The following is a 25716-nucleotide window of genomic DNA, read 5'->3' on the forward strand; positions in this document are numbered from 1 at the left end:
AGATGTGGTGGAGGTGCAGAAGATGAAAAAGAAAAAAGTGACGATTAAGGAAGTAGCAAAACTTTCAGAAGTATCGATTGCGACAGTATCCCAGATTTTAAATGGCCACGAAGCAAAATTCAATAAACAGACGGTAGCGAAAGTATTTGCTGCTAAAGAAAAATTAAATTATGAACCAGATTATTTTGCCAGAAGAATGGTGATGAAAAATAGTAAAACGATTGGTGTATTAGTACCAGACGTTACCAATCCTTTTTTTAATACATTGATTCGCGGAATTGAGCGTGAATTATATAAAGCGGGTTTCATGACTTTATTGTGCAATGCTGATTTAGAAGAAGAAAAAGAGCGTTCTTATCTAAATGAGTTAACTAGACGGGGAGTCGATGGATTTATCATCGCCAATTCTGCGATTTCTGATCAAGAAATCAATGAGCATCTCCGCAAAAAAGAGAAACCATTTATTATTATTGACCAAAAAAAAGCAGAAGGGTTTAGTGATGCTGTTGTAACCGATGATTTCTTAGGTGGTCAGCTTGCTGGTATGCATTTTTATGAACTTGGTCATCGAGACATTGCCATTGTGATCCCCGAACATGCCCCAAGTAATATCCAACAACGTCTATTCGGTCTGTATTCCATTTTTGAAGCAAATCATATAAAAGTAATCCATGCACCGCTAACTAAACAAGGTGGTGAGGAGGCGGTATTAAGCATATTGACTAGTCAAGCAACAGCAGTTTTAGCAGCAAATGATGAAGTGGCCTTTGGCGTATATGCAGGCTTGCTTGCCTGTGGGAAAAAAGTTCCCGAGGATTATAGTGTTATTGGTTATGACAATGTAGAAATGTGTCGATACGTGACACCACAATTGACGACAGTTGCCCAACCGATTGCAAAAATCGGGCAATTATCAGCACAGTTACTGATCAAACGAATCGAGGATCCTACGAAGCCATGGGAGGAAATTTCTTTACCTGTGGAATTGATCAAGCGTTCTTCTACAGCACCCTTGAAATAGCTTTCAAGGTGTGCTATATTTTTGTTGTGGAATTAAAACGTTTTAATTTTGGCAAATGATCATGATTATGAGTATATGACGAAAGAGGTTGACTAAAATGAATCCGATTACAGTTGTTGGAAGTATTAACTTAGATACGAATCTTCGTGTGGCATATATGCCAAAACCAGGTGAGACTATCCATACGAAGGAAATGTACACTGCTGGTGGAGGAAAAGGTGCAAATCAGGCGGTATCAGCGCAGCGTTCAGGAGCAAAAACACGTTTTATCGGTGCGATTGGTGATGACGCAGCAGGTCAAGTAATGTTAGAATTACTTGAACAAGAAGCAATCGATACATCTGGTATTCAACAGTTGACAAATAAGCGTACCGGACAAGCATTTATTACAGTTGATGAAGCTGGAGAAAATAGTATAATGATCCATGGTGGTGCCAATAGTGCATTTTCTAAAGTAGATGTTCAAAATAGTCGCGAATTGATTGCCACGAGTCAATGTGTGATCGCACAATTTGAAACGCCACTAGAAAGTACGCTAGAAGCTTTTTTAATTGCTCGAGAAGCGAATGTTCATACGATTTTAAATCCAGCACCAGCCTTGACGATCTCAGAGGATTTAGTGCGTGTGACGGATATTATTGTACCAAATGAGACCGAGACACAGATTTTAACAAAGATTACGATTACTGATGAAGCGAGCATGAAGCAAGCAGCTGCTTATTTCCATGATCTAGGAGTAAAAATCGTCATTATTACGCTAGGAAGTAAAGGTGCTTTTTATTCAACAGGAACAGACCAAGGAATCGTTCCAGCTTTTAAAGTGAAAGCGGTTGATACGACAGCTGCAGGAGATACATTTATTGGGGCATTTGCAGCTTATTTAACACCTGATTTAAGTAATTTTGTAGAAGCAATTCGTTATGGTAATCTGGCTTCATCCATTGCTGTACAACGGTTTGGTGCGCAACCTTCAATCCCTACAAAAGACGAAATCACGGAGGCAATGAAATGAAAAAAACTAGTGTGATCAATTCAGATCTAGCCAGAGTTATTAGTCAAATGGGACATTTTGATTGTTTGGCCATTGGGGATGCCGGGATGCCAGTACCGATGACGACCGAAAAAATCGATTTAGCTGTAACCAATGGCGTACCAAGTTTTATTGAAGTTGTTGAAAATGTATTGACGGAATTAGAAGTACAACGTATCTTTTTAGCTGAGGAGATCAAACAAGAAAATCCACAAGTTTTACAAGAAATTCAAGCACTTTTACCAGAGGTCGATGTGGTCTTTATACCACATGAACAAATGAAGGCGCGTTTACACACAGTGCCAGCTTTTGTGAGAACAGGTGAAATGACACCTTATGCCAATATCTTATTGGAAAGCGGCGTCGTATTTTAGAGGAGGAAGTTTTTACATGAATACATTAGCATTATTGATCGGTTTGGGACCATTATTAGGCTGGGGACTTTACCCAACGATCGCATCTAAAATTGGAGGGCGTCCAGTCAATCAAATTTTAGGATCTACGATTGGAACGTTGATTTTTGCACTGATTTTTGCATTGGTGAAAGGAACGACTTTTCCAAGTGGAATGGATTTAACATTTTCGATTTTATCTGGTGTGGGTTGGGCAGCAGCTCAAATCATTACTTTCCGCTCATTTGAATTGATTGGGTCGTCTCGTGCGATGCCGATCACAACGGCTTTTCAACTTTTAGGAGCTTCACTTTGGGGAGTTTTCGCTCTAGGAGATTGGCCAACGACCCAAGCGAGAATTATTGGAGCTATTGCATTGGTTGTGATTATTATTGGAGCGTATCTTACAGTATGGTCAGAAAAGAAAACACATGCTGATAGTAGCGCTTTAAAAAAAGCCGTTTTATTATTAGTGATCGGTGAGATCGGCTATTGGGCTTACTCAGCAGCTCCACAAGAAACTAATATCGACCGTATGGATGCATTCTTGCCCCAAGCGATTGGAATGTTACTTGTTGCTGTTATCTATACATTGTTCTTATCATTTAAGGATAAAGAAAAGTCCGCATTTTTAGAAACTGTTTCCTATAAACAAAGCATCTCAGGATTTTTCTTTGCATTTGCTGCATTGACTTATTTGATTTCTGCTCAACCAGATATGAATGGCTTAGCTACTGGCTTTATTTTATCGCAAACTTCAGTTGTATTAGCTACTTTAACCGGTATTTGGTTCTTGGGTCAACAAAAAACGAAAAAAGAAATGGCAGTTACGATCGTTGGATTAGTATTGATCATCGCAGCGGCAGCCGTAACGGTTATGTTATAAACCAAAAACTATGTGGCTTCTTTATTTTAAAGAAGCCACATAGTTTTTTTGAATATTAAGATAACGCAAATAATCCATCAAATAAATTGAAGTTGTTCTTGAATTTAGCTATAATATAAATATATAAAGGGAGTTTTTTAATTTAAAACGACTTGACACGAGAAAAAATGTTGTAATGTTGTATGGTTTTACCCCAGTTAGGAAGCGATTGAGAATGAAAAATGAACTATTTGATCTATATGATCCAGATATCAAAAAAATTATTATTATTTTAGATTGTTTGGAAGAAATGCCTGATAAGATTGACGTAAAATTACTTTCAGAGCGGACTAATTTGTCTAAAATAACAGTCATGAATTATTTGAATCAAATTTCAAATTATATTGAGATGACGAATAGTGACAAACTTGAGCTGTCGTTTATCAATAAAAACCAGTTTATTTGGCGCGTGCACGATATCTATCAATATCTTCATTTACGCAATTTTATTATTCAAAATTGTTCGATCATTCAATTAAGTGTTCGGCTTCTATTAGGGAACCAAGTAAACAAAGAAGATTTTTTAGAAGAGTTTTTCTTGTCAGAATCTACTTTCAAACGACGATATCGTCAGTTAAAGAATATTTTTAAACATTACAATTTGAGTATTAAATCAAACAATGGAGATCTTTGTTTATTAGGTGAAGAAGCGGTTATTAGACGTGTAGCTCGTGATCAGTTGATCGATTTATTTGTTGCTTGTCCTTGGCCGTTTGAAGAGTTTGAAGAATCATTGATGGAAGAGCATTTATTGCGTGCCTTGCGGATCGATGAAGTTGAAAAAATGGATCAAGACTATTTTATTAATGCAGATATGTTGAAGATCATGAAGTACGATTTAGCGATTCAGTGGATTAGGATCGAAAATGGTCATTGTATCTCATTGAATGAGGGGATCACAAAAAATATTAGCTTTTTCCGCTTATTGATGGAACAAGATATTTTAACCGTACCGGAACATTTTGAAGATTACACCGAAAAAATTTATTTTATGTGTTCACTTTTAGCTAAAGATATTTTTTATCTCTTACCTATCAGTGAAGTTGTACAAGAAGAGTTGCAGTCGCTTCAACCACCGATCTATCAATTTGTTTCGTTTGCTATCAAAGAATTTGAACAAATTGTTTTACCGATCACACAAGAGCAAAAACAAGATGTTTTTCCAATTATTTTGAGTATTCATTTAGCCAATTTGATCTATCCAAACTGGAAAGGGTCGACGCATTATCAAATTTTAGACGCACGCGTTCCATCGATGAATCGCGCGATCACCACATATTTGAATGCATTAGAGGCATATGATGAAAGCATGATCATCAAACCAATCGATATGCTCAAACAAGCGTATGAGCAGATTATTGGCTATATCACGGATTACTCTGTAAACAGTGAAACGATCTTTGTTGCTGTAAGAGGGACTAATAGTATACTGGAGATGAAGATTGCTGAGCGGATCATCGAAAAAACGTTTAGCTTTTTCTACAATATCGAATTCGATGCTAAAAATCCAGACATCATTATCCACATGAATCAACATGCGCGCTACCTGTTTGAAGACAAACAACAGCACGTGTTAAATTGTTTTATTTCGTCTTCTTTTGTAGTAGAAGATATGAATTTGATTCGTCGGGCATTGTCACAATTTTTAGATCTAAAAATAAAACAAGAAGCACTTGAGTATTTCTAATGAAAAGATCAGACATTTAGCGATTATGCAAAAATGTTTGGTCTTTTTTTTATGCCAAAGTAGCTTATACTCAAAAAATAAAGTACTATGAAAAAATTCGTTTGTTATATATTGAAAAAATTGCACAGCTTTTTCAACAACGTGCTATACTTAAGTTAAATGAAAAAAATAAAAATTTGAAAACAATAAAATGAATGTAGTATATGCTTTTTTTTAGGGAGAAAGGAGCTTTAATTTTGAAAAAGACTGATTTAGTAAAAAATAAGTTAAACGACGCACCTAAATATAGCCATTTAAATAAAGTATTTTATGCTGGAATCGCTATGTTTAGCGGAACTTTAGGTACGGGGATTTCAGCATATGCACATGAAGAAGGTACTGATGCACTACCCGTTCAAGGAAAAGAGAGCGATACATCGACTATTTTAGCGACTCAAGATACGGCAACGATTCCTGTAAATAGTGAAGTGTCTTCTGTTGAAGTAACACAACCTATTAGTGAATCAATGACTGTAACTTCATTGACTAGTGAATCGACAACAGTCTTAGAATCAAGTTTGAGTGAGTCGACTAGTACGACTTCACAAAGTGCCATTCAAGACTCGCAAAGCCAGATGAGCCAAAGTACAAGTCAAAGTACGACGAGTCAACCAAGTGAATCAACAAGTACTTCGCAAACTAGTCAAAGTACTAGCCAAACGTCAGAACAAGCAAGTACGTCGACAAGTACGCTTTATTCGACAAGTACATCAACATCTACTAGCACATCGCTATCGATGTCTACTAGTCTATCAACATCGACAAGTACTTCACATTCAACAAGTATCAAACACTCAACTTCAACGTCGACAAGTGCTAGTTTGTCTAACTCTTCTTCGATGAAACGAAGCCAAAGTACGAGTCTTTCACAGGCACATGCCGTATCGTTAAGCACATCAACTTCAATGTCACTTAGTACGAAGACGCCACCACGTCCAACGATTGTAAAACCAGTTGAACAAGTAAGACCGACAACACCGACATATACGTATCAAACACCAAGTGTTGCTGTAAATCCTTCGTATACATCAAGTTCAACGATCGATTCAACCTTTAATCTTGATCATGTGCTTAATAATATGACGCAAAAACAATTTAAATTATCGGATAGTGTTTTGCAATGGAAAGATCTTGTAACAAAAGTGGCGAAAGAACAAGGTATGGAACAATATGTACCGCTTATTTTAGCGATTATCCAAGTCGAGTCAAATGGTACAGGTACAAAAGACATTATGCAAAGTAGTGAATCAGCAGGACATGGAGTCAATTATTTCCAAACAGAAGAAGCGTCTGTTCAGCAGGGTGTGAAACACTTGCGTAACGTTGTCGAAAAAGCTGCAAGCTATAATAAAGGGTATGAGAAGAATATCAAATTGATCGCTCAGGCCTATAATTACGGTCCAGGATTCATTGATTACGTTCATACACATGGTGGTTATTATAATTTGAGTGTTGCTCAAAAATATTCCAAAGATGTCGTAGCACCTAGTCTAGGCAATACAACAGGTCAGACATACAAATATTCGAATTTCTTCTCGCAAGCTGCAAATAATGAATTTTTATATTTAAATGGTGGAAATTATTACTATGGAAATATTGTTAGTTCATTTGTCTATCAAGAATTTTCACCGATCTTGATGGCTCTAGATGAATTCCAAGGACAAGAGTATGTATTTGGTGGGAAAAATCCAGCGATGGGATTCGACTGTAGTGGTATCGTATCTTGGGGACTAGCTAAATTAGATATTTCCTTACCATCGTATACAGTAAGTCAGTGGCAACTGACGACACCAGTCAAATTAGAAGATGCACGTCCAGGGGACTTGATCTTCTTTAAAGGGACATATGGCGATGCGGACTTCATTTCTCACGTTGAATTTTATGTCGATGAAAATACGATGTTTGGTAGCAATGGTAATGGTGTCGGGTACCATAATTTTAAAGATAGTTATTGGCAACAGCATTTTGCAGGTGTTCGCCGTGTAACAGAATTAAGTCAAGTTTTTGACGCAAAAGAACATTTAAATTTAAATCGTTAAATAAAAACACTTGAAATCTTGTTTCAGATTTCAAGTGTTTTTTTGTCCATTTTTTTCAATTTTTTGTGGAAAAATTGAGCTTTCCTAATATTTTAAGGTGATAACATATGGTTTAGATAGTATAAACGTTATTTGGGGAGGCGGATTAAAAATGAAGAAAGGAAGAATAAGTGTACTTTTTTTGATAGTTGCTTTAAGTCTTTTATTAATGTTTGTAAGTAGCGCAATAACTATAGATGTAAAAGGATTGGAAAAGACGGATAGTCAGATCTTACAAAATAAACAAGCACGGAATGTAGCAACAGAAGATACTTCGATTGCAGCAACAATCGCTACAGCAGATAAGACAAAAGTTATTTTAGTTCCGGGACCTAGTGGAGAAATCTACAAAGAATACAACAGTAATGAAGCCGGAGTGAAGCAAGCTCTGTTTGACTTATACCAGCAACCGACAAAACAAGATTATGTACTGTATTTCGGTTCAAACCTTACGTTGTCTGCAAGTACGATGGCTAAAACAATCCCAGCAACACCAGATGCTTCATCAATGACTTTTTATGCGTTAAAAGACAAAATTGGACGTTTGACACTGACGGCACATCCTGATGATCCAATTTCTTCATCAACAAGTTTAGTAGCCAATACGAAAATACTGAATTTGCCTACGAATACTTATTTTGGTTCGAACATCAATCTACGAAATATCGATTATCGTGGAACAACGCTATACCTAAATGGTTATGATCTTACGACAAATGGTGGAGCCGTGGGGAATGGATTCACGGTCTTTGGTGGAACAGACAGTGGAAATCTAACAGGAAATCCAACAATAACGATAAATACCACAGGAAGCGGAACGTGGACACTTTATGGTGGTAACAATAATGGCGGGACGTTAACTGGGAATCCAACGATAGTAGTCAATCAAACAAGTGGGAATATTTCAGGGATTTATGGAGGCGCACGAGTCGGCACGATCGATGGAAATGTCACCACAAAAATCATCGATATAAATGGAACTTTGAATACCTACTATGGGGGAGGCTATGGTGAGAGTGCCTCTAATTCAGCAAACGTTACAGGAACGGTCACTAGCAGTATTAATATTGTAAATGCAGCAACCAATTTTCGTCTAGGAAGTTATGTCGGTGGTGTGAATTATGGAACGATTCAACATACGATTCTGAACACGATCTCAGGATATGGTCGATGGACGGGGAACGGCCAAAGGTTCACTGGTGGGTCGAACTATGGTGATATTGGTCAGAGTGGAAACCAGGATGCGATTATCACTAATTTTGATACTAGTCAATATAAATCAGGCCAAGCTGAGTTTGAAGGTGGTAATCGTAATCAAGGAACGATCTATGGAAATATCACGAATCAAGTTCTTGCAGGTACGTACTTATCCGGCAGTTTAGGTGACATAAACGGTGGAGGTGGTAACGATATTGCTGTGTTATCACAAAGTTCAATGGGGGCAAACAACGAAACTACCTATGATGCTAGTACACCAGAGCAACGAGCAGAAATAGCGAAAAAAGCCGCAAATTTCAAAGTATTTGGAAATATCTCAACTAAATTATTAGGTGGTTCTGTCAGCAATAATGCTATTCGTGGCGATTCATATTACACTACAGCCGCAGGACGTGGAGGATATGTCGAAGGCGATACAACGATCGAAGTCGGAGTATTGAATGAAGATGGAAAACCAGGAGGCGCCGGCATGGTCTATCGCGGAAGTTATCCGACTTATTCTTTAGAATATTCAACTTCTAATAAAACTAGAGGGTATAACACAAATTGGGATATCGTAGGCGGTGGAGGCGATCCTGTACGAAATGGTCGTTGGGATATGTACATTAAAGGCAATACTAAATTAGTAATTAATAATGCCGTAGCTCGTTGGACATATGGAGGTTCTTTTACCGGGGTGATTGAAGGGAATTCTTCTCATACTCTAAATAGTGGGTTGATCGATACGATGGAAGGAACTGGATATAATGGAGCTCGCGTATATGGCAATGGAAGTTCAGTAGTAAACAACGGACAAGTCGATTGGTTTTTAACAGGTGGTGGTTGGGACGACTCGAAAATTGTCGGGAATGCTAAAGTGGTAGTGAATGACGGGACGATCAATGCATCTATGGGAGCGACTTATGGAGTTGCAGGTTCGCATACGGTAACAGGAAATGGTGAGATGTACGTTTATGGAGGCGACTTTTCAGGGACGCCACGCACAGGTAATAATGGATTTTCAGGTGGGGTAACGAATAGCGGTTATTTACTTGGAAATACGAGTTTGACTATAGATCTACGCAAATCGGACAAAGAGTTTAAGTTACCAACAGGCACGTATATTACTGGAGGACGTCCGTATGGTGTCAATACAAATTTAGGAACAAATGAACAAAATACGATCACAATGAATATTTTTACAAAACCAGGTGTCGATTCGCTAAATGGAGCAACGATTTATGGTGATGGTGGTGGAACTTCAGGAAACAATACAAAAAGTGGTTCGATCAAAATGAACATTCAAGCTGCAGGTTCAAATATTGGGACGCTTTATGCTACACAGTATTCAAACATCGTAAATGGAAAAATCTTGCGTAATGTCGAAGCGAATATTCAAGGAGCAAATCAAATCAATGGATTATCTGGTGGGAACGCTGATGATAATTTTACCAATACCATTGTAGCCAATTCAACAAATCAAGTCAGATATAATTTTGGGAACAATATTGATGGCACTGATCAATATCAGACGGACCCCATCAATATAACGGGAAAAGGAATCATCAATTTCAATGAATTAAATGTGACTAATGGATTAAAAATTTTTGCTAATGGCGGAAATATTTTAAATGGTGGTGGAGCAACAGCAGCAAATCATAGTACGACATATAATAATTTTGGCTCGATTACATTAAGTAAAAATTCTGGTTTAGGGATTGCCAATGCAAGTAATTATTTATCAGGAAGCAAGTTGACAGTTCAAGACGAAGGAACGATCGAGTCTCCTCAAGGCACAGGGAAGATTAATCTAGCAGATTTTGAAACGCCTAACATTGAAACGGATCGACTGACTTGGATTAAAAATACGACCAATACAACAGCCTTATTAGATATTACAGGAACATATTTTGGGAAATTAAAAGGATACCAAGTACTAACGATCAATCCCGTTAAAACAAATGCCACTAAAATTGGGCCTAGAAATTTTAAAGGGATCGAAAAAGCAACCGGTAAAACTTATGTCGGAGACAATGACATTACAGGATCGACTAATGGTTATGGGGTCGCGATCCCTGGCTCGATTATCGATTACGAGGTAGAGCAACCAGGCATTGTTGAAGGAACAGGTAATATTTTCCACGATGTAACACAAGTAAAAGCCAATAATGAACCTCTTACACTACAAGCTTGGGGAACGGAAATTGCGGCAACGAGAGTTCAAAAAGGGAGATTAATCATCCCTTATTCAACATCGATCATCCCCACTTTAACTTTTGAACCAGAGACTAAAACAACTGGTTCTTGGTTGTATCAAGGTGCAATCACGACGACTAAAGTTAATGAAGCACCTACAACGGTTGCTGAACAAGCGGACTCTAGTTCCGTAGACTGGAAATCACCAAGTGGCGAGTATAGTTATCAAGTGAAGATCGTTTATTCAAATAAAGTCGAATTGACTTCTCGCAACGTCATCATGACTCAAGATCAAGCACAAAAGTTAACAAATATCGATGAAGTCGTTTCCTTGATGAATGCTAAAGGTCGTCCATTTTTTACAAGTAGTTTGACCCAAGAACAGTTTGAAGAAATCAAAGCAACTACTTTCACTGAGAATGAATCTTCAAAAAAATATCCAATTACGTATAAGGCAGGAACAACTAGTGAAAATCAACAGTCTCAAACACGTAACTTGGTCGTAGTATCCAATAATGCGGTTATTTCAGATGATCAACAATTTGCAGTTTACGCTCAAGATATACAGCTACCAAAGATGCAAGCAAATGCGCTGAATGATCAAAGTGATCTCGATCAGTTTACTAAAGCAACGGTTATTTTCGCAGATAATACTGAAAATACGAGTGCTCAATTGCCCAAAGATACATTTACTACGATTCAACAAACGACAGCAGATCAATTACCAAACGAAGTTAAAGCAACTTACTCGTACACATTAGGTGAGAAGACACTTTTTAAAGATATCAATGTCTACGTTTATGGGGTTTTAGAATTACTGGAAACACCGGCTTCTATTGATTTTGGAACGCAAAAAGTAACTACAAAAACAATGACTTACTGGTCGAACTTATCTGATAATTTACTGGTACGTGATACACGTGGGAAACAACATTCGCCATGGCAGCTAATGGTGACTCAAACGAGACCATTGACGAATAAGTCAAATTCAAATGATTATTTAGAAAGTGTTTTATTCTATCAAGATCAAGAGAATATTATCGAGTTAAATGAAGGAGCTGTACCGATTTATACTACGGATACACCAGAAGATAAAACTTATGAGATCAATACTGATTGGTCAAAAGAAAATAAAAAAGGAATACAGTTGACTGTACCAGTCGAACAACAAAAAAAGGGAGCATACGAAGGTACTTTAGTTTGGTCACTTGTTGATGCACCGGGAAATGAGTAAAGGAGGAGCTAAAAGTGAAAAAACAGTATATAGGATGTTTGATTCTAATTGGCCTTTTTTTCCCGATGGTGGTGACGGCCGATGGTAACGATTATTCAACTACAGGACAAGCTGGATTTTATGGGGTATATGAATCAGAAACAAATACGTCATCTGATCATATAGAAACAAGTGATTCCAGTCTACCGAGTACAAAATTTCCCATTACAGGCAGCCAACAAACCAATCAAGAAGGGTATGGAATCTTACCATCCACAGGAAGTAAATCAGAGTATATAGTTTCTTTTATAGGATTATTGCTATCACTAGGTTTAAGTATATTGATTCAAAGAAAAAGGGAGGAAATAAAATGAAAAAGCATTTAGTTTTATGGAGTAGTCTGTTGGTATTCGGGAGCTTATTAGGGTATGGATCTAATATTTGGGCAGATGAGATAACCTATCCTTCTAAAGGTAGTGTGACGTTTGAAGAGGACAGTTCTCAAACGAAACCAGTTGATCCTTTAAACCCAGATCAACCCGTAACACCAACTGATCCAGAGGGAAATGAAGTAGATCCAGATAAAGGAACTCCTGGACCGCTCTCGCTTGATTTTGCTTCTGACTTCTTATTTGGTACACAAAAAATCACCACAACAAATGAGAATTACTATGCGGCACTTCAAAGTTATAAAAAACAGGGGAGTACTGAACTCACAACTGGGCCTAACTATATCCAAGTAACCGATAAACGTGGAACTCAAATGGGGTGGGTATTGTCAGTGACTCAGATGGCACAGTTTCAAACGGCTGAAAATGAACCTTTGGAGGGAGCATCACTTAGTTTTGCTAATGCTATGGCAGTATCAGCTGTAGATCAAACTTATGCACCGACAATTAACGAAGGGGAAACAGAAACAGCCTTAATTCCTGGAACAGCTACAACAATTATGACAGCGGCACAAAAACAAGGTATGGGAACGTGGTTGTACCGCTTAGGGGATGAAAAAACAGGTGCGAATAGTGTCAAACTTAGTATTCCAGGTAAATCAGTAAAATTGGCTAAAGAATATACTACAACATTGACTTGGACTTTGGCTAGTACACCAGAAAATTTATAATTTAGGGAGGAAATAGATATGAAAAAGACGATTGCACTTTGTTTGGGGTTAGGATTGACATTATGTAGTACTCAGTTTGTATTTGCAGAAGATGGCGGAACATACACAACCGATGGTACGGTAAAATTTATGCCTAGTACCGATCCGACTAATCCAGTAGATCCGACCAATCCTGATCCTGATAAACCAGTTAATCCAGTTAATCCAGATGGGACAGATCCAACACCAGGAACCAAAGGACCTTTATCGATCGACTATGCTTCAAGTTTTGATTTTGGGATGAATAAGATTTCCAATAAAACACAAACTTATTATGCACGTGCACAAAAATATAAAGAGGATCTAGTTACACCAAACTATGTTCAAATCTCAGATAATCGTGGTTCGAATGCAGGCTGGACCTTAACACTTAAACAAAATGGACAATTTAAAAATGACGATACGTTAAACAAAGTTCTAACAGGATCAGTCATTGTTTTAACCGATCCTAAAGTGGATTCTGCAACTATGAACGTAACGGCACCAACAGCGCAATCAACAATCACACTTGATCCAAATGGAGCGGAGTCTTTAGTAATGACAGCAGCCAAAAATGCAGGTGCTGGAACTTGGGTGGATGCTTTTGGTACGGTAGAAACAGTGACTGAAAAAGATGCGGATAACAACGATGTTACAACAGATATTACTAAGGCAATTGCATTGACTGTACCAGGGAATACACCAAAGGATGCAGTATCTTATGCAACGACACTGACTTGGACATTAACTGATGTACCAACAAATGAACAGGGGGAATAAAAAATGAAAAAAGCAGCAATAGTATTTACAGGATTACTTATGAGTACTATGGTCTTACCCACGATAGCTTTTGCGGAGGAAACAGGAGCTGTCTATACGTCAAATGGAGCCGTGACATTTACAGCAAATACTGATCCTACCAAACCAGTTGATCCGCTACAACCAGAAAATCCAATCACACCAACTGATCCGACCAATCCTGGTGAAAACGGCGAGGGGGGAGAAGCTAAACCAGGAACAGCAGGACCATTATCAATCGATTTTGCATCTAGTTTGCAATTTGGAGAACAAAAAATCACTTCAACGACAGAGGTCTACCATGCTGAGACGCAAAAATATACAACCAAAGACAATGAAAAAACAGAAGGTCCTAACTATGTTCAGGTAACTGATAATCGTGGGAAAGAAAGCGGTTGGACACTAAAAGTAAAACAAAACGGTCAATTTAAAAATGCTAACGGGAAAGAATTGACTGGAGCAAAGATTGTGTTAAACAACGGACATATAGTAACGAATTCGAGTTCTGCAGCACCTACGGGTAATGAAATCATCACATTGGTTCCAGCATCAGATGATACGTCTTCAGAAAACTATGGTGTAGAATCATTGGTGATGTCAGCTGAGAATGGACAAGGCGCTGGAACTTATTTACATGCATGGGGAGATAGTGCTTCAGCAGCAGAGAGTATTACGCTAGAAGTTCCAGGTTCGACTACTAAATATGCCACAGAATATACGACGACATTTACTTGGACACTATCGGAAATTCCTGCCAATGAAGAGCCGACGACATAATGCATTATTTGAAAAAGGAGGAGACTCCTTTTTCAGTACATAACAAGGAGTGAGCGATGATGAAATTAAACCAATTAATTTATGCTTTAGGTATATGTACCTTACTTTGGATAATCCCTAGTTTAGTTCAGGCCTCTGAATTTAATTTCGCAGTTAATCCAGTCATACCAGATAATCAACTAGATAAAGAAAAATCCTACTTCGATTTAAAATTATCACCTAGCCAAAAGCAAACCCTTAAGGTTCAACTAAAAAATGACACTGACAAAGCTGTGACGATTGAAGCGAGCATCAATAGTGCGACTACAAATTTAAATGGAGTAGTAGAGTACAGTCAAAATGCCATTAAAACAGACGAAAGTTTAAAGTATAATCTCAAGGATTATGCGACTATTGAAAAGGAAATCAACTTACCAGCGAAATCGGTTGTCGAAGTCCCTGTTGCACTCACGATGCCAAGTGAAGCATTCGATGGAGTCATGGCTGGTGGAATCACATTCAAAGAGAAACAAGCAGAGACTAAAGCTACTTCTGAAGAAAAAGGACTAGCAATTAAAAATGAATATTCTTATGTTATTGCGTTATTGATGAGAGAAAACGAAACTGTTGTTGAGCCTAAATTGAATTTATTAGATGTTGCTGCGAATCAAGTCAATGCACGTAATGTGATTGAAATGACGCTACAAAATCCTGTATCACGCTATTTAAATCAACTGAAATTGGTCGGGGAAATTACGAATAAAGATAATCCGGAAATAAAATATAGTATCGATGCGCAAGGACTTCAAATGGCACCAAATTCCAATTTTTCTTATCCAGTTTCGTTGAATGGTCAAAAATTAGAACCTGGAAATTATCACTTGCATTTAATGGCCTACGGAAATAAGTCGGATGAGGGAACCGTTTCTGTGGCAGGAAAAGACGGAAAGACGCTAACTTTTTTGAATCAATGGGAATTTGATAAAGATTTTTCAATCAGCGGAGAACTAGCTAAACAATACAATAAACAAGATGTGACGATTGAAGAAAATGATACGAGTTGGCTTTATTGGGTCATTGGATTATTGTTGTTGATCATTGCTTTATTAATTATTTTCTTGATTTGGAAACGAAAGAAGCAAAAGGATGAAAAAACAAACGAGGAAAAATAGTTCTTATATTCTTAGCGAATGGTTGGTTACAGGACTGATGCTTATCAGTATATTGCTAATGACATATCCTTTATGGAAAGAACGCGTCATTAGCTATCAGATTGCGACTCAACCACTTGTAAATTATTCTATGGAACTACCAAAAAAAATTCCAAATGAAGAAATGATCCACAGTCTTTCGTTGACAGACAGTCTTCAACAAGTGTTGCCTAAAGAACTCACAATGTATGGTTCGATCCAAATTCCTGAAATCAACTGGATTCAACCTTTATATATTGGGATCACCAACCAAAATTTATTCTATGGTGGGGTGGTCATGTTTCCAAAAAGAAGTTTAGCGACAGATAATCTAGTAGTATTTGGTCATCATTTAGGGTTAGAATCCTTATTATTTGGACAGTTAGTGACTAAAGCGCAAGTTGGACAAGAAATCAAGGTCATGTATCTCGATGAAGAACGAACATATAAAATAAGTGAAACAGTGCTGATTGATGAGCGTGATCTTGATGTACTTGCACCAAGTGCTGAACCGATGCTAACCATTTTTACTTGCCCAACCCCTGTGTTAACTAGTCAACGCTATTTGATTCGAGCTTATCCGATTGCAAAAGAAAAAGCAGTAACGACTACTGCATACGAAATGCAAAGAAAAGAAGTACGGATATATCAGCATAAACAAACAGGAAATCTAAAAATAATGTATATAGTTATTTTAATCGTAATAATTTGTATATTTTTATTAAACAGAACGTTATTTAAATATTATCTAAAATAAAGGTATATGAATATCCATATACCTTTATTTTTATTTTAATAATATTCGTTATAGAGTAATATACAAATGTAATCTATTTTATTTTGTTATTTTATACAAAGGAGAAAGAATATGGGAAGTGAATTGCTACAACTTTATGATCCTGAGATCGAAAGAATCATTTCTATTTTAAATGCACTAGAGCACGTGGAACAAGAGATATCCTTAAGAGAATTAGCACATCAATTAGATATGAGTGAAAAAACACTTCTACGCTATAGCGAAAGAATCGCTTTTTTTATTAAACAAAGTAAAGTAGCATCGATTCATTTTAGACTAGATGATCATTTCATCAAATGGGAAATAGAAGACATTAATGAGTATCGATTTTTGCGTAATTTTATTGTACAACAATGTGCAGTTGTCCAATTAGGCGTACGTTTGATCTTAGGAAAACGTGTGAATCGGATTCAATTCATGGATGAATTTTATCTTTCAGATTCGACATTAAAACGGCGACTCAGTACGATGCGAAAGTTATTAGCTTCTTATGCATTGACGATCAAAACATCGCAAGGAGAATTAGAGTTAGTCGGCGAAGAAGCGATTATCAGACGTTTGGCACGTGATTCATTAATGAATTTATACGAGTCTTCTCCATGGCCATTTGAGTTAGTGGATGAACAACAAGTCGATCAATTTATCGAAGAAACATTTGAATTAGCAGAGTTTAAATATAAAACAGCAAGAGAGTCAGAAGTGATCCAAACAATCAAATACGATATTGCTATCCAAATGACTCGTGTTAAATTGGGTTATAAGGTTAAATTATCCTCTATATTAGCACAAAACTTGGAGCTAGCAGATGAGATTGTTCAAAAGCAACTGATACCAACCTATCATTTTCGTTTATCCAATACTGAACACGCATATTTGGTATTTCAAATTTTAGCCAAGGATTTTTTTTATATGCGTAAAAAAGGAGAACAAGTCTTACAATTGATGAGGAAGTTACCTTTACCTTTGAATCAATTTTTACAGGCTGCTATTACTGATTTTTCCAATCAAATCGTTCCAATCGCACGATCTGATCATAAAGAACTTTATCCTTTTTTTATCACGATCCATTTAAATGATTGGCTTTTTCCAAATTGGATCAATTCGATTCATTATCGGGAATTAGATATTCGAGTACCTAGACTAATGTCACAATTAGCGAATTATTTAAAAAAACTAGAACAAACGTATCCACAACATATCATTGGACCAATCGAAGTTTTACAAAGAAATTATGGGAAACTAGTCGCTTATTTGACCAGTTTGTCTTTTAGGGAACGCAAAATCAACGTAGGATTTTACGGAGCACGGACGATTTTAGAAATTCGAACCGCCGAAAATATCGTACGAGAATCTTTTTCTTATCTCTATAATATTTCGTTTGACTATGATGCACCAGATATTATGATCCATCTAAATCAATATGAACATCGTGTTTCTAAACAAGCAAATGAGAAACTGATTCGCTGTTTTGTTACATCAGCATTTTTAGTAGAAGATATGTCGACGATCCGTCAGGCGTTGTTTGATTTTTTCAATAAAAAATAAGGCATCAACACCTTACAAACTTGTTCGAAAAAACTTCTTTTAATCCCATGGAAAATATGCAAATAATGAGTATGATAGGGATAGAAAAAGAAGGAGTGGCGTATGATGCAAACAATTATCCAATTACAACATGCTGAGAATATTCGTGATATGGGTGGTTATCAAACCAAGACAGGAAACGTGACACGTCTAAAGAAATTGGTTCGCTCGGCTGATTTGAGTCAATTGTCAAAAGAGGACCAGGAATTACTTTATACGTATGGTGTGCGTAAGATCATCGACTTTCGTTCAAAAGAAGAACGCGAACAAAATCCAGATGCCACACCTTGTGGCGTTTTAAATTACTTTTTGCCAGTTTTTGATACGTCTGCTTCGCCACAAGCTCTAATGGAACAATTAAAAACTGGGAAAACGGCTGATGAGATCATGATTGAATTATATCGTGGATTTGTTACAAATGAGCAAGCGCACACAACGTATCGTATGTATATCGATATGCTATTAAAAAATGATGCTCCAGATCAAAGCATTTTATTTCATTGTACGGCTGGAAAAGATCGTACAGGATTTGCTGCAGCGTTATTTTTACTTTTGATGGATGTCGATTATGACACGATCGTAGCGGATTACTTGAGAACAAACACGTATCTAACAAAAAGTGTAGCACAAATGCACGAACAAGTGAGTGGATTGAATTTACCACAAACGATCCTAGATGAATTACCCGTCTTTTTTATGGCCAAAAAGGAATACTTAGATGCTAGTTTTGATCAAATGATGACAAGCTATGGAAGTACTGAGAACTTTTTGACCCAAGCTTTACAACTTACACCTAATGAAAAACGCCATCTTCAAGCAATTTATCTTACTTAAAGATATTTGGTCAATAGAGAAGATAGTATCTTAAAGTTTAGGTTTAAAATAAATAAAATGAAATAGATGATTTTTGAAAGCGTTGACTTTTACTGTATTATTCGTTATAGTAAAAGAGTAGAAATGATGGATAGTGATTGTTTAGATACAAGCTAAACCTGATTTTTTAGATAACCTAGGGAGTGGATTTTTTCAGGTCTCTTTGTGTCTAAAAAATTAGGTTTTTTGTTATCTAAGAAGCTTATCCATCGGCCCACTCAAATTGATTAGGGCAAATTATTAGGAAGCTGTATACAGTTTCTTCAATCAAAATGTAGAGGAGATCGAGTTCATGGGATTTAGAGAAGACTTTTTATGGGGCGGCGCAACTGCGGCCAATCAATGTGAAGGTGGCTATAATGAAGGCGGACGTGGTCTAGCTAACGTTGATCTAGCACCAGTTGGAAAAGACCGTTTCCCAGTTATTACAGGAGAAATGAAAATGTTTGATTTTGACGATGAACATTTTTATCCAGCAAAAGAAGCGATCGATATGTATCATCATTACAAAGAAGATATTGCTTTATTTGGGGAAATGGGATTTAAAACCTATCGTTTGTCGATTGCTTGGAGTCGAATCTTCCCATTAGGTGATGAAACAGAGCCAAACGAAGATGGTCTACAATTCTATGAAGATTTATTTAAAGAATGTCACAAACATGGGATCGAACCGCTAGTAACGATCACACACTTTGACTGTCCAATGCATTTAGTTGAAAAATACGGAGCTTGGCGTAGTCGTGAGATGGTTGGCTTTTATGAAAACTTATGCCGTGCGATTTTTACACGCTATAAAGGCTTGGTAAAATACTGGTTGACGTTCAATGAGATCAATATGATCTTACATGCACCATTTATGGGGGCTGGTCTTTATTTTGAAGAAGGCGAAGATCCAGAAGCAGTAAAATACCGTGCAGCACATCACGAATTATTAGCAAGTGCAGTAGCAACTAAAATTGCACACGAAGTCGATCCTGAAAATCAAGTTGGTTGTATGTTAGCAGCAGGTACAAATTATGCGTATACATGTAAACCTGAAGATGTATGGGCAGCACGTAAAGCAGATCGTGAGAATTTCTTCTTTATCGATGTCCAATCGCGCGGAGAATATCCAGCTTATGCATTAAAAGAACTAGAACGTAAAGGAATTGAATTACCGATTGAAGACGGCGATTTAGAGTTATTAAAAGAACATACAGTTGATTTTATTTCATTCTCTTATTATTCTTCACGTGTACAATCGACTGATCCAAAAATCAATGAGCAAACAGCAGGAAATATCTTTGCCTCTGTTAAAAATCCTTACTTAGAAGCTAGTGAATGGGGTTGGCAGATTGACCCGTTAGGCTTACGTGTGACGATGAATGATCTATATGATCGTTACCAAAAACCATTATTTATTGTAGAAAATGGTTTAGGAGCTGTCGATACACCTGATGAAAACGGAAATGTCATTGATGATTACCGTATCGAGTATCTAGCAGCACATATCCAAGCGATGAAGGATGCAGTAGAATTAGATGGTGTCGATCTTTTAGGGTACACGACTTGGGGCTGTATCGATTTAGTGAGTGCTGGAACGGGTGAAATGAAAAAACGTTATGGCTTTATCTATGTCGATCGTGACAATGAAGGAAATGGAACCTTAAAACGTTCGAAGAAAAAATCATTTGATTGGTATAAACAAGTGATTGCAACGAACGGTGAAGATTTAAGCAATAATTAGACAAGTAAAAAGCGTTCCTTTTCTTTTAGGAGCGCTTTTTGTTTTTTGATCATTTTAGAAAATAAGGAGCTAAGAAGATGAAAAAATTAACAGTTGGTTTAATTGTAAGCGGTATATTTTTTACGGGGATACTTGCTGGATGTCAACAGACAACCAAAGAAGAACCGACACAAGAAACAACACAACAGCATGCAGAAAATAAAGAAACTATTGTTACAACGAAATATGGAAAAGTCGAAGGATCGATTCAAGATGGTGTACGGTTGTGGCAAGGTATTCCTTATGCAGCCGATCCGTCAGGTAGCAACCGTTGGAAAGAACCTCAAGACCCTCAATCATGGGAGGGAATAAAAAAAGCGACTGCACCAGGAAATGTAGCGATTCAAGCTTCTGCAGATGGGATCATTGGTAGTGAAGACGCCTTAAATTTAGATATCTATCGCACAGATACGAATAAAGATAAACTTCCAGTATTAGTCTATGTTCATGGTGGAAATAATCAAACTGGAAATGCTCAAGAGCTTTCAGGCGCCTCTTTTGTCAAAACACATGATGCAATCATGGTCTCAGTAAACTATCGTCTAGGAGTTTTAGGCTTTAATCCCTTACCTGCTTTGAAACATGGTACGGAGCTTGAAAATTCAGGTAATTATAGTTTATTGGATTTGAACAAGTCTTTAGAATGGATCCAACAAAATATTGCAGCATTTGGTGGAGATCCAGAAAATGTCACGATCTCAGGGTTTTCAGCAGGTGGACGTGATGTTATGGCGATGTTGATGTCTCCTATTTTTGAAGGGAAGTTTCAAAAGGCGATCTCATTTAGTGGTGGGATGACGATTGCGGACGAAGCAGAGAGTCAAGAAATTTTTGCAGAAGCATTAGCACCATTGGTTGTAGAAGATCAATTGGCTACTTCAAATGAAGAAGCAAAAAGTTGGTTGTTACAAGACGATACAAAGGTGAAGGATTATTTATATGGATTAGATAGCAAACGTTTAGCACCATTAATGGGAAATGCAGGGATTCGTATGCGTGTCTTTCCTCATCTGTATAATGATGGAGTAGTTTTACCTAAAGAAGGATTTCAAGGTGAAATCAAAAATGATGTCCCGTTGTTAATGATTACAGGCGATCGTGAATTTTCATTATTTGGTCGCTTTGATTCCTACTTTGCTGAATATATTGCTGATGGTCGCATCGATACAGATCCTAACATCAAAGCGCAGTATGATTTTATCAATAAATATGGTGGAGAATTATATAGTTTATTTAATGTACAAGAGTCGGCTGAGACATTAGGTACGAAATATCAAAAACCAATCTATGCAATGGAGCTTTTATTTGGACAAAATGCAGCTGTTGTTGGGGAAGAGATGGCGAAAATCGGCTCGTTTCATGGTGTATTTGTTCCATTGTTAGATCAAGATAATCATAATTATGATGCTTTAGTGAAAGATGGGTACAATTCAGTGGGTGCGAAAACTTTGAGTGATGATTTCCAACAAACTCTATTTTCATTTATTCAAACAGGAAATCCAGATTTTAAGGGAATCAAGTGGCAGCCTTGGAACCAATCAGACGGAGATATTTTATACTTAGACGCAGATAAAGAAAATGTTATTGCAACAGTCGAGAAAAAAAGCTATACGTATGAAGATGTCTTACGCGAAATGGAGCAAGATACCAGTATTTCTAGTGAAGAAAAACAAGTATTAATCAAACAAGTACTAAACGGTCGATGGTTTAGTGAACGATTGGATCAGCTAAACGAGTGATACGAAAAAACATGCTCTTTATTAAACAAGAGCATGTTTTTTCGTATCTATATGTTTAAAAGTAAGGTACACTATCATTATAGTAATAAAAACTAAAATCAAGTTTAGTCAAGGAGGTTCTTTATTGTGGAGGAATTATTCGCATTACAAAATGGATCAGATATTAGAGGGATTGCAATTGAGACAAAAGAACATCAAGCCAATTTAACACCAGCAGCTGTTGAAGCGATTGCGTATGGAGTTGTTTCTTGGTTAAATGAACACAAAAAAATATCACAGCCTTTAAAAATCGGTGTTGGTCGCGATAGTCGCTTGAGCGGACCGAATTTAGTGACAGCATTTATTAAAGCCCTAGTGCTACAAGGTGTTGAAGTAGTTGATTTTGCAATGGCTACGACACCAGCCATGTTTATGGCGACTCAATTTAAAGAATTTGATTGTGATGCAGGAATCATGTTTACTGCAAGCCATTTACCTTACTATTTCAATGGAATCAAAATTTTTAGTCGTGATGGCGGAGCAGAAAAAAGTGATATTCGCTTTATTTTAGAACATGCTAAAGTCCAAGGTATATCGCAACAGGGTACGGTTCAACAAGCCGATATTTTAACGCCATATGCAAATGATCTAGTAGAAAAAATCAAACAAGGAATGAATGCTACAACCAATCAACCATTATCTGGTTGGCATATTTTAGTCGATGCGGGTAATGGCGCGGGAGGCTTTTTTGCAAAAAAAGTACTAGAAGTTTTAGGTGCAGATACTACTGGTTCACAATTTTTAGAACCTGATGGCGCTTTTCCAAATCATATCCCAAATCCCGATAATAAAGAAGCCATGGCTAGTATCAAAGAAGCTGTTTTGACCCATCATGCTGATCTAGGTGTGATTTTTGATACAGATGTCGATCGTTCAGCCGTTGTCACGAAATCGGGAGCTGTGATGAATCGTAACAACTTGATTGCTGTTTTAAGCCAAATTATTTTAGGCGAATATCCAGGTACAAGTATCGTAACGAATTCACCAACCTCAGATCATCTAAAAACCTTTATCGAATCCCTTGGTGGTAAACAAGTTCGTTATATTTCAGGATACCGCAACGTTATCAACAAAGCAGTCGCTTTAAATCAACAAGGTATCGATTGTCAACTAGCGATCGAAACAAGTGGTCATGCAGCCTTTAAAGAAAATTATTTCTTAGATGATGGTGCCTATGTAATCGCCAAGATTTTAATGTTGCTACCAACATTAGTCGAACAACAAAAAAGTTTAGACGACTTAATGGCAGATTTAAAACAACCTGCAGAAACAAAAGAGATCCGCTTTTTAATCACAGAAGAAGCGAGAGTAAACGGTCAAAAAGTTATTGATTCTTTCCAGTCATTTACTGAACTTGGCTTTACTTTAGATCCAGAAAATGAAGAAGGAATCCGTATGAAAATCAGTGCACCGTACGGATCAGGTTGGTTCTTGCTTCGTTTGAGTTTGCATGAACCGTTACTTGTATTGCAGATGGAAAACGATGAAAAGGGGCATTTGAAAACGATCGCCGCGCTTATTGCAAAGCAAATTGCTCAATTTCCAATGATTGATCAAACGAATATGACGACTTTTTTGGCGGAATAGTCAAAATGGTCTAGACAATACTTGCATTTTTTAAAGGGATATGATAAATTTGGTATATACCAAAAAGAGAGGTGCAACGAAATGAAACTTATTCAAGTAAACAATGCAGTAGAAGGTGGCAAAAAAGCTTTTGAATTGGTGCAAAATGCAATGGATAACGGCTTACAAACGATGGGATTAGCAACTGGGAGTACTCCTGAAACGTTATATCAAGAAATGGTTGCCAGTGATTTAGATTTTTCGGCACTTACTTCCGTTAATTTAGATGAATATGTTGGACTTTCAGCGACTGATCCTCAAAGTTACCATATGTACATGCATGAACATTTATTTGCAAAAAAACCATTTAAAGAAAGCTATATCCCAAATGGGAAAGCAGAAGATTTAAATCAAGAATGCCAAAGATATGAAGAGATTTTAACGAATCATCCAGTCGATTTACAGATTTTAGGAATCGGACGTAATGGACATATCGGATTTAATGAACCGAATACACCTTTTGATACGCCAACGCATGTGGTCGAATTAACTGAATCGACGATAAAAGCAAATCAACGTTATTTCGATAAAATTGAAGACGTACCGACTAGAGCGATTTCGATGGGAATTCAATCGATTATGCAAAGTAAAGCAATCGTGTTGCTTGCATTTGGTAAAAGCAAAGCACAAGCGATCAAAGGGATGATCGAAGGACCGATCACTGAAGATTTACCTGCGAGCGTGTTACAAAAACATCCAAATGTGACGATTATTGCCGATGAAGACGCAACTTGTGAATTAAATCGATAATTTGAGTAAAGAAGGAGAGCATCTCCTTCTTTTTTTTGTTACAATAATGAAGAATACCAATTGTAACTGTAGATTGGCAGAAAGTTTTGAGGATTAAAGGAGGATGTTATCATGGCAAAAATTATGATTGTAGAAGATGAAAAAGTAATTCGCGAATTGATCAGCGAAGAACTTGAAAAATGGCAATTTGAAACATGCGGTACGACTGATTTTCAAAAAGTATTTGATGATTTTCAAACAGAGCAACCACAACTTGTGTTATTAGATATCAATTTACCTGTTTTTGATGGCTATTATTGGTGTCAAAAAATCCGTGAAATCTCAAAAGTTCCAATTATTTTTATTTCAAGCCGCAATACCAATATGGATATGATTATGGCAATGAACATGGGGGCCGACGATTTTGTAACGAAGCCGTTTGATTTGGACGTCTTAGTCGCAAAGATCAATGCATTATTACGTCGCTCATATAATTATGTAGAAGCGAATCAAGAAACGCTTTCACACAATGAATTAGTATTAAACGTTGACAATAGTAGTGTGGAGATCAAAGGAGAACTTGTCGATTTAAGTAAAAACGAATATCGTCTCTTGTATATTTTAATGAAAAATCATGGTAAGATTTTAAGCCGTGAAAAATTACTGCGTGCTTTGTGGGATGATGAACGATTTGTGGATGACAATACACTAACAGTCAATATCAATCGCTTGCGTCGCAAAATCGAACAAGCAGGTGTTTATGGTTATATCGAAACAAAAGTTGGCCAAGGCTATATTGTGCCGTGAGGATAGATGATGACGATACGCAATTATATCAAAGACCAATGGTTGACTTATCTAGGATGGCTGATTTTTTTTCTATTAACGATCTTTGTCATGTGGCT

The 25716-nt window shown here is 37.0% G+C and carries 20 protein-coding genes; all 20 read left to right on the forward strand.

Annotation, left to right across the window (positions count from 1 at the left end):
* Window positions 1-22 precede the first annotated feature (22 nt).
* The 20 genes from QZ413_RS05950 (at window position 23) to QZ413_RS06045 (ending at window position 25618) form a co-directional block, all read left to right on the forward strand.
* Window positions 23-1021: a ribose utilization transcriptional repressor RbsR gene (locus tag QZ413_RS05950; RefSeq protein ID WP_297077486.1), complete on the forward strand. Its 999-nt coding sequence runs from the start codon at window positions 23-25 to the stop codon at window positions 1019-1021.
* Window positions 1022-1118: 97 nt separating this feature from the next.
* The gene (rbsK, locus tag QZ413_RS05955; protein WP_297077488.1) at window positions 1119-2033 is read left to right on the forward strand and encodes a ribokinase; all 915 of its coding nucleotides are present in this window, start codon (window positions 1119-1121) and stop codon (window positions 2031-2033) included.
* Window positions 2030-2425, forward strand: a complete 396-nt coding sequence (gene rbsD / locus QZ413_RS05960) for a D-ribose pyranase (RefSeq protein ID WP_297077490.1) — start codon at window positions 2030-2032, stop codon at window positions 2423-2425. Before rbsK ends, rbsD begins: the two co-directional genes overlap by 4 nt.
* 16 nt (window positions 2426-2441) lie before the next feature.
* Window positions 2442-3329 carry a ribose/proton symporter RbsU gene (locus QZ413_RS05965; protein WP_297077491.1) on the forward strand — a complete coding sequence of 296 codons (888 nt, stop codon included), beginning with the start codon at window positions 2442-2444 and terminating at the stop codon, window positions 3327-3329.
* Window positions 3330-3543: 214 nt separating this feature from the next.
* Window positions 3544-5055, forward strand: a complete 1512-nt coding sequence (locus QZ413_RS05970; RefSeq protein ID WP_297077493.1) for a helix-turn-helix domain-containing protein — start codon at window positions 3544-3546, stop codon at window positions 5053-5055.
* A gap of 236 nt (window positions 5056-5291) precedes the next feature.
* Window positions 5292-7133 (forward strand): bifunctional lytic transglycosylase/C40 family peptidase, encoded by a 1842-nt coding sequence (locus QZ413_RS05975; protein WP_297077496.1) that lies wholly within the window; start codon window positions 5292-5294, stop codon window positions 7131-7133.
* A gap of 247 nt (window positions 7134-7380) precedes the next feature.
* Entirely contained in the window at window positions 7381-11799 is a 4419-nt protein-coding gene (locus QZ413_RS05980; RefSeq protein WP_297077498.1) for a hypothetical protein, read from the forward strand.
* 14 nt (window positions 11800-11813) lie between these two features.
* Window positions 11814-12152, forward strand: a complete 339-nt coding sequence (locus QZ413_RS05985) for an LPXTG cell wall anchor domain-containing protein (RefSeq protein WP_297077499.1) — start codon at window positions 11814-11816, stop codon at window positions 12150-12152.
* On the forward strand, window positions 12149-12898 hold the full coding sequence (locus QZ413_RS05990) for a WxL domain-containing protein (protein ID WP_297077500.1): 750 nt from the start codon (window positions 12149-12151) through the stop codon (window positions 12896-12898). Before QZ413_RS05985 ends, QZ413_RS05990 begins: the two co-directional genes overlap by 4 nt.
* Before the next feature lie 18 nt (window positions 12899-12916).
* Window positions 12917-13696: a WxL domain-containing protein gene (locus QZ413_RS05995; RefSeq protein ID WP_297077502.1), complete on the forward strand. Its 780-nt coding sequence runs from the start codon at window positions 12917-12919 to the stop codon at window positions 13694-13696.
* A gap of 3 nt (window positions 13697-13699) precedes the next feature.
* On the forward strand, window positions 13700-14491 hold the full coding sequence (locus QZ413_RS06000; protein ID WP_297077504.1) for a WxL domain-containing protein: 792 nt from the start codon (window positions 13700-13702) through the stop codon (window positions 14489-14491).
* Window positions 14492-14547: 56 nt separating this feature from the next.
* Window positions 14548-15642 (forward strand): DUF916 and DUF3324 domain-containing protein, encoded by a 1095-nt coding sequence (locus QZ413_RS06005; RefSeq protein WP_297077506.1) that lies wholly within the window; start codon window positions 14548-14550, stop codon window positions 15640-15642.
* The gene (locus QZ413_RS06010; RefSeq protein ID WP_297077508.1) at window positions 15617-16417 is read left to right on the forward strand and encodes a class A sortase; all 801 of its coding nucleotides are present in this window, start codon (window positions 15617-15619) and stop codon (window positions 16415-16417) included. Before QZ413_RS06005 ends, QZ413_RS06010 begins: the two co-directional genes overlap by 26 nt.
* Window positions 16418-16528: 111 nt before the next feature.
* Window positions 16529-18001, forward strand: a complete 1473-nt coding sequence (locus tag QZ413_RS06015; RefSeq protein WP_297077509.1) for a helix-turn-helix domain-containing protein — start codon at window positions 16529-16531, stop codon at window positions 17999-18001.
* Between the two features lie 102 nt (window positions 18002-18103).
* Window positions 18104-18874: a tyrosine-protein phosphatase gene (locus QZ413_RS06020; RefSeq protein WP_297077511.1), complete on the forward strand. Its 771-nt coding sequence runs from the start codon at window positions 18104-18106 to the stop codon at window positions 18872-18874.
* Between the two features lie 331 nt (window positions 18875-19205).
* Complete coding sequence (locus QZ413_RS06025; protein WP_297077513.1) at window positions 19206-20639, forward strand: 6-phospho-beta-glucosidase; 1434 nt, start codon at window positions 19206-19208, stop codon at window positions 20637-20639.
* Between the two features lie 77 nt (window positions 20640-20716).
* Window positions 20717-22417, forward strand: a complete 1701-nt coding sequence (locus QZ413_RS06030; RefSeq protein ID WP_297077515.1) for a carboxylesterase family protein — start codon at window positions 20717-20719, stop codon at window positions 22415-22417.
* Window positions 22418-22543: 126 nt separating this feature from the next.
* Window positions 22544-24043, forward strand: coding sequence for a phosphomannomutase/phosphoglucomutase (locus QZ413_RS06035; RefSeq protein WP_297077517.1), 1500 nt, complete (start codon window positions 22544-22546; stop codon window positions 24041-24043).
* A gap of 81 nt (window positions 24044-24124) precedes the next feature.
* Window positions 24125-24832, forward strand: a complete 708-nt coding sequence (gene nagB / locus QZ413_RS06040) for a glucosamine-6-phosphate deaminase (RefSeq protein ID WP_297077518.1) — start codon at window positions 24125-24127, stop codon at window positions 24830-24832.
* Between the two features lie 111 nt (window positions 24833-24943).
* On the forward strand, window positions 24944-25618 hold the full coding sequence (locus QZ413_RS06045) for a two-component system response regulator SapR (protein WP_297077520.1): 675 nt from the start codon (window positions 24944-24946) through the stop codon (window positions 25616-25618).
* Window positions 25619-25716 lie beyond the last annotated feature (98 nt).

This window comes from uncultured Enterococcus sp. (assembly GCF_913775425.1).
Taxonomy (GTDB): Bacteria; Bacillota; Bacilli; order Lactobacillales; family Enterococcaceae; genus Enterococcus_G.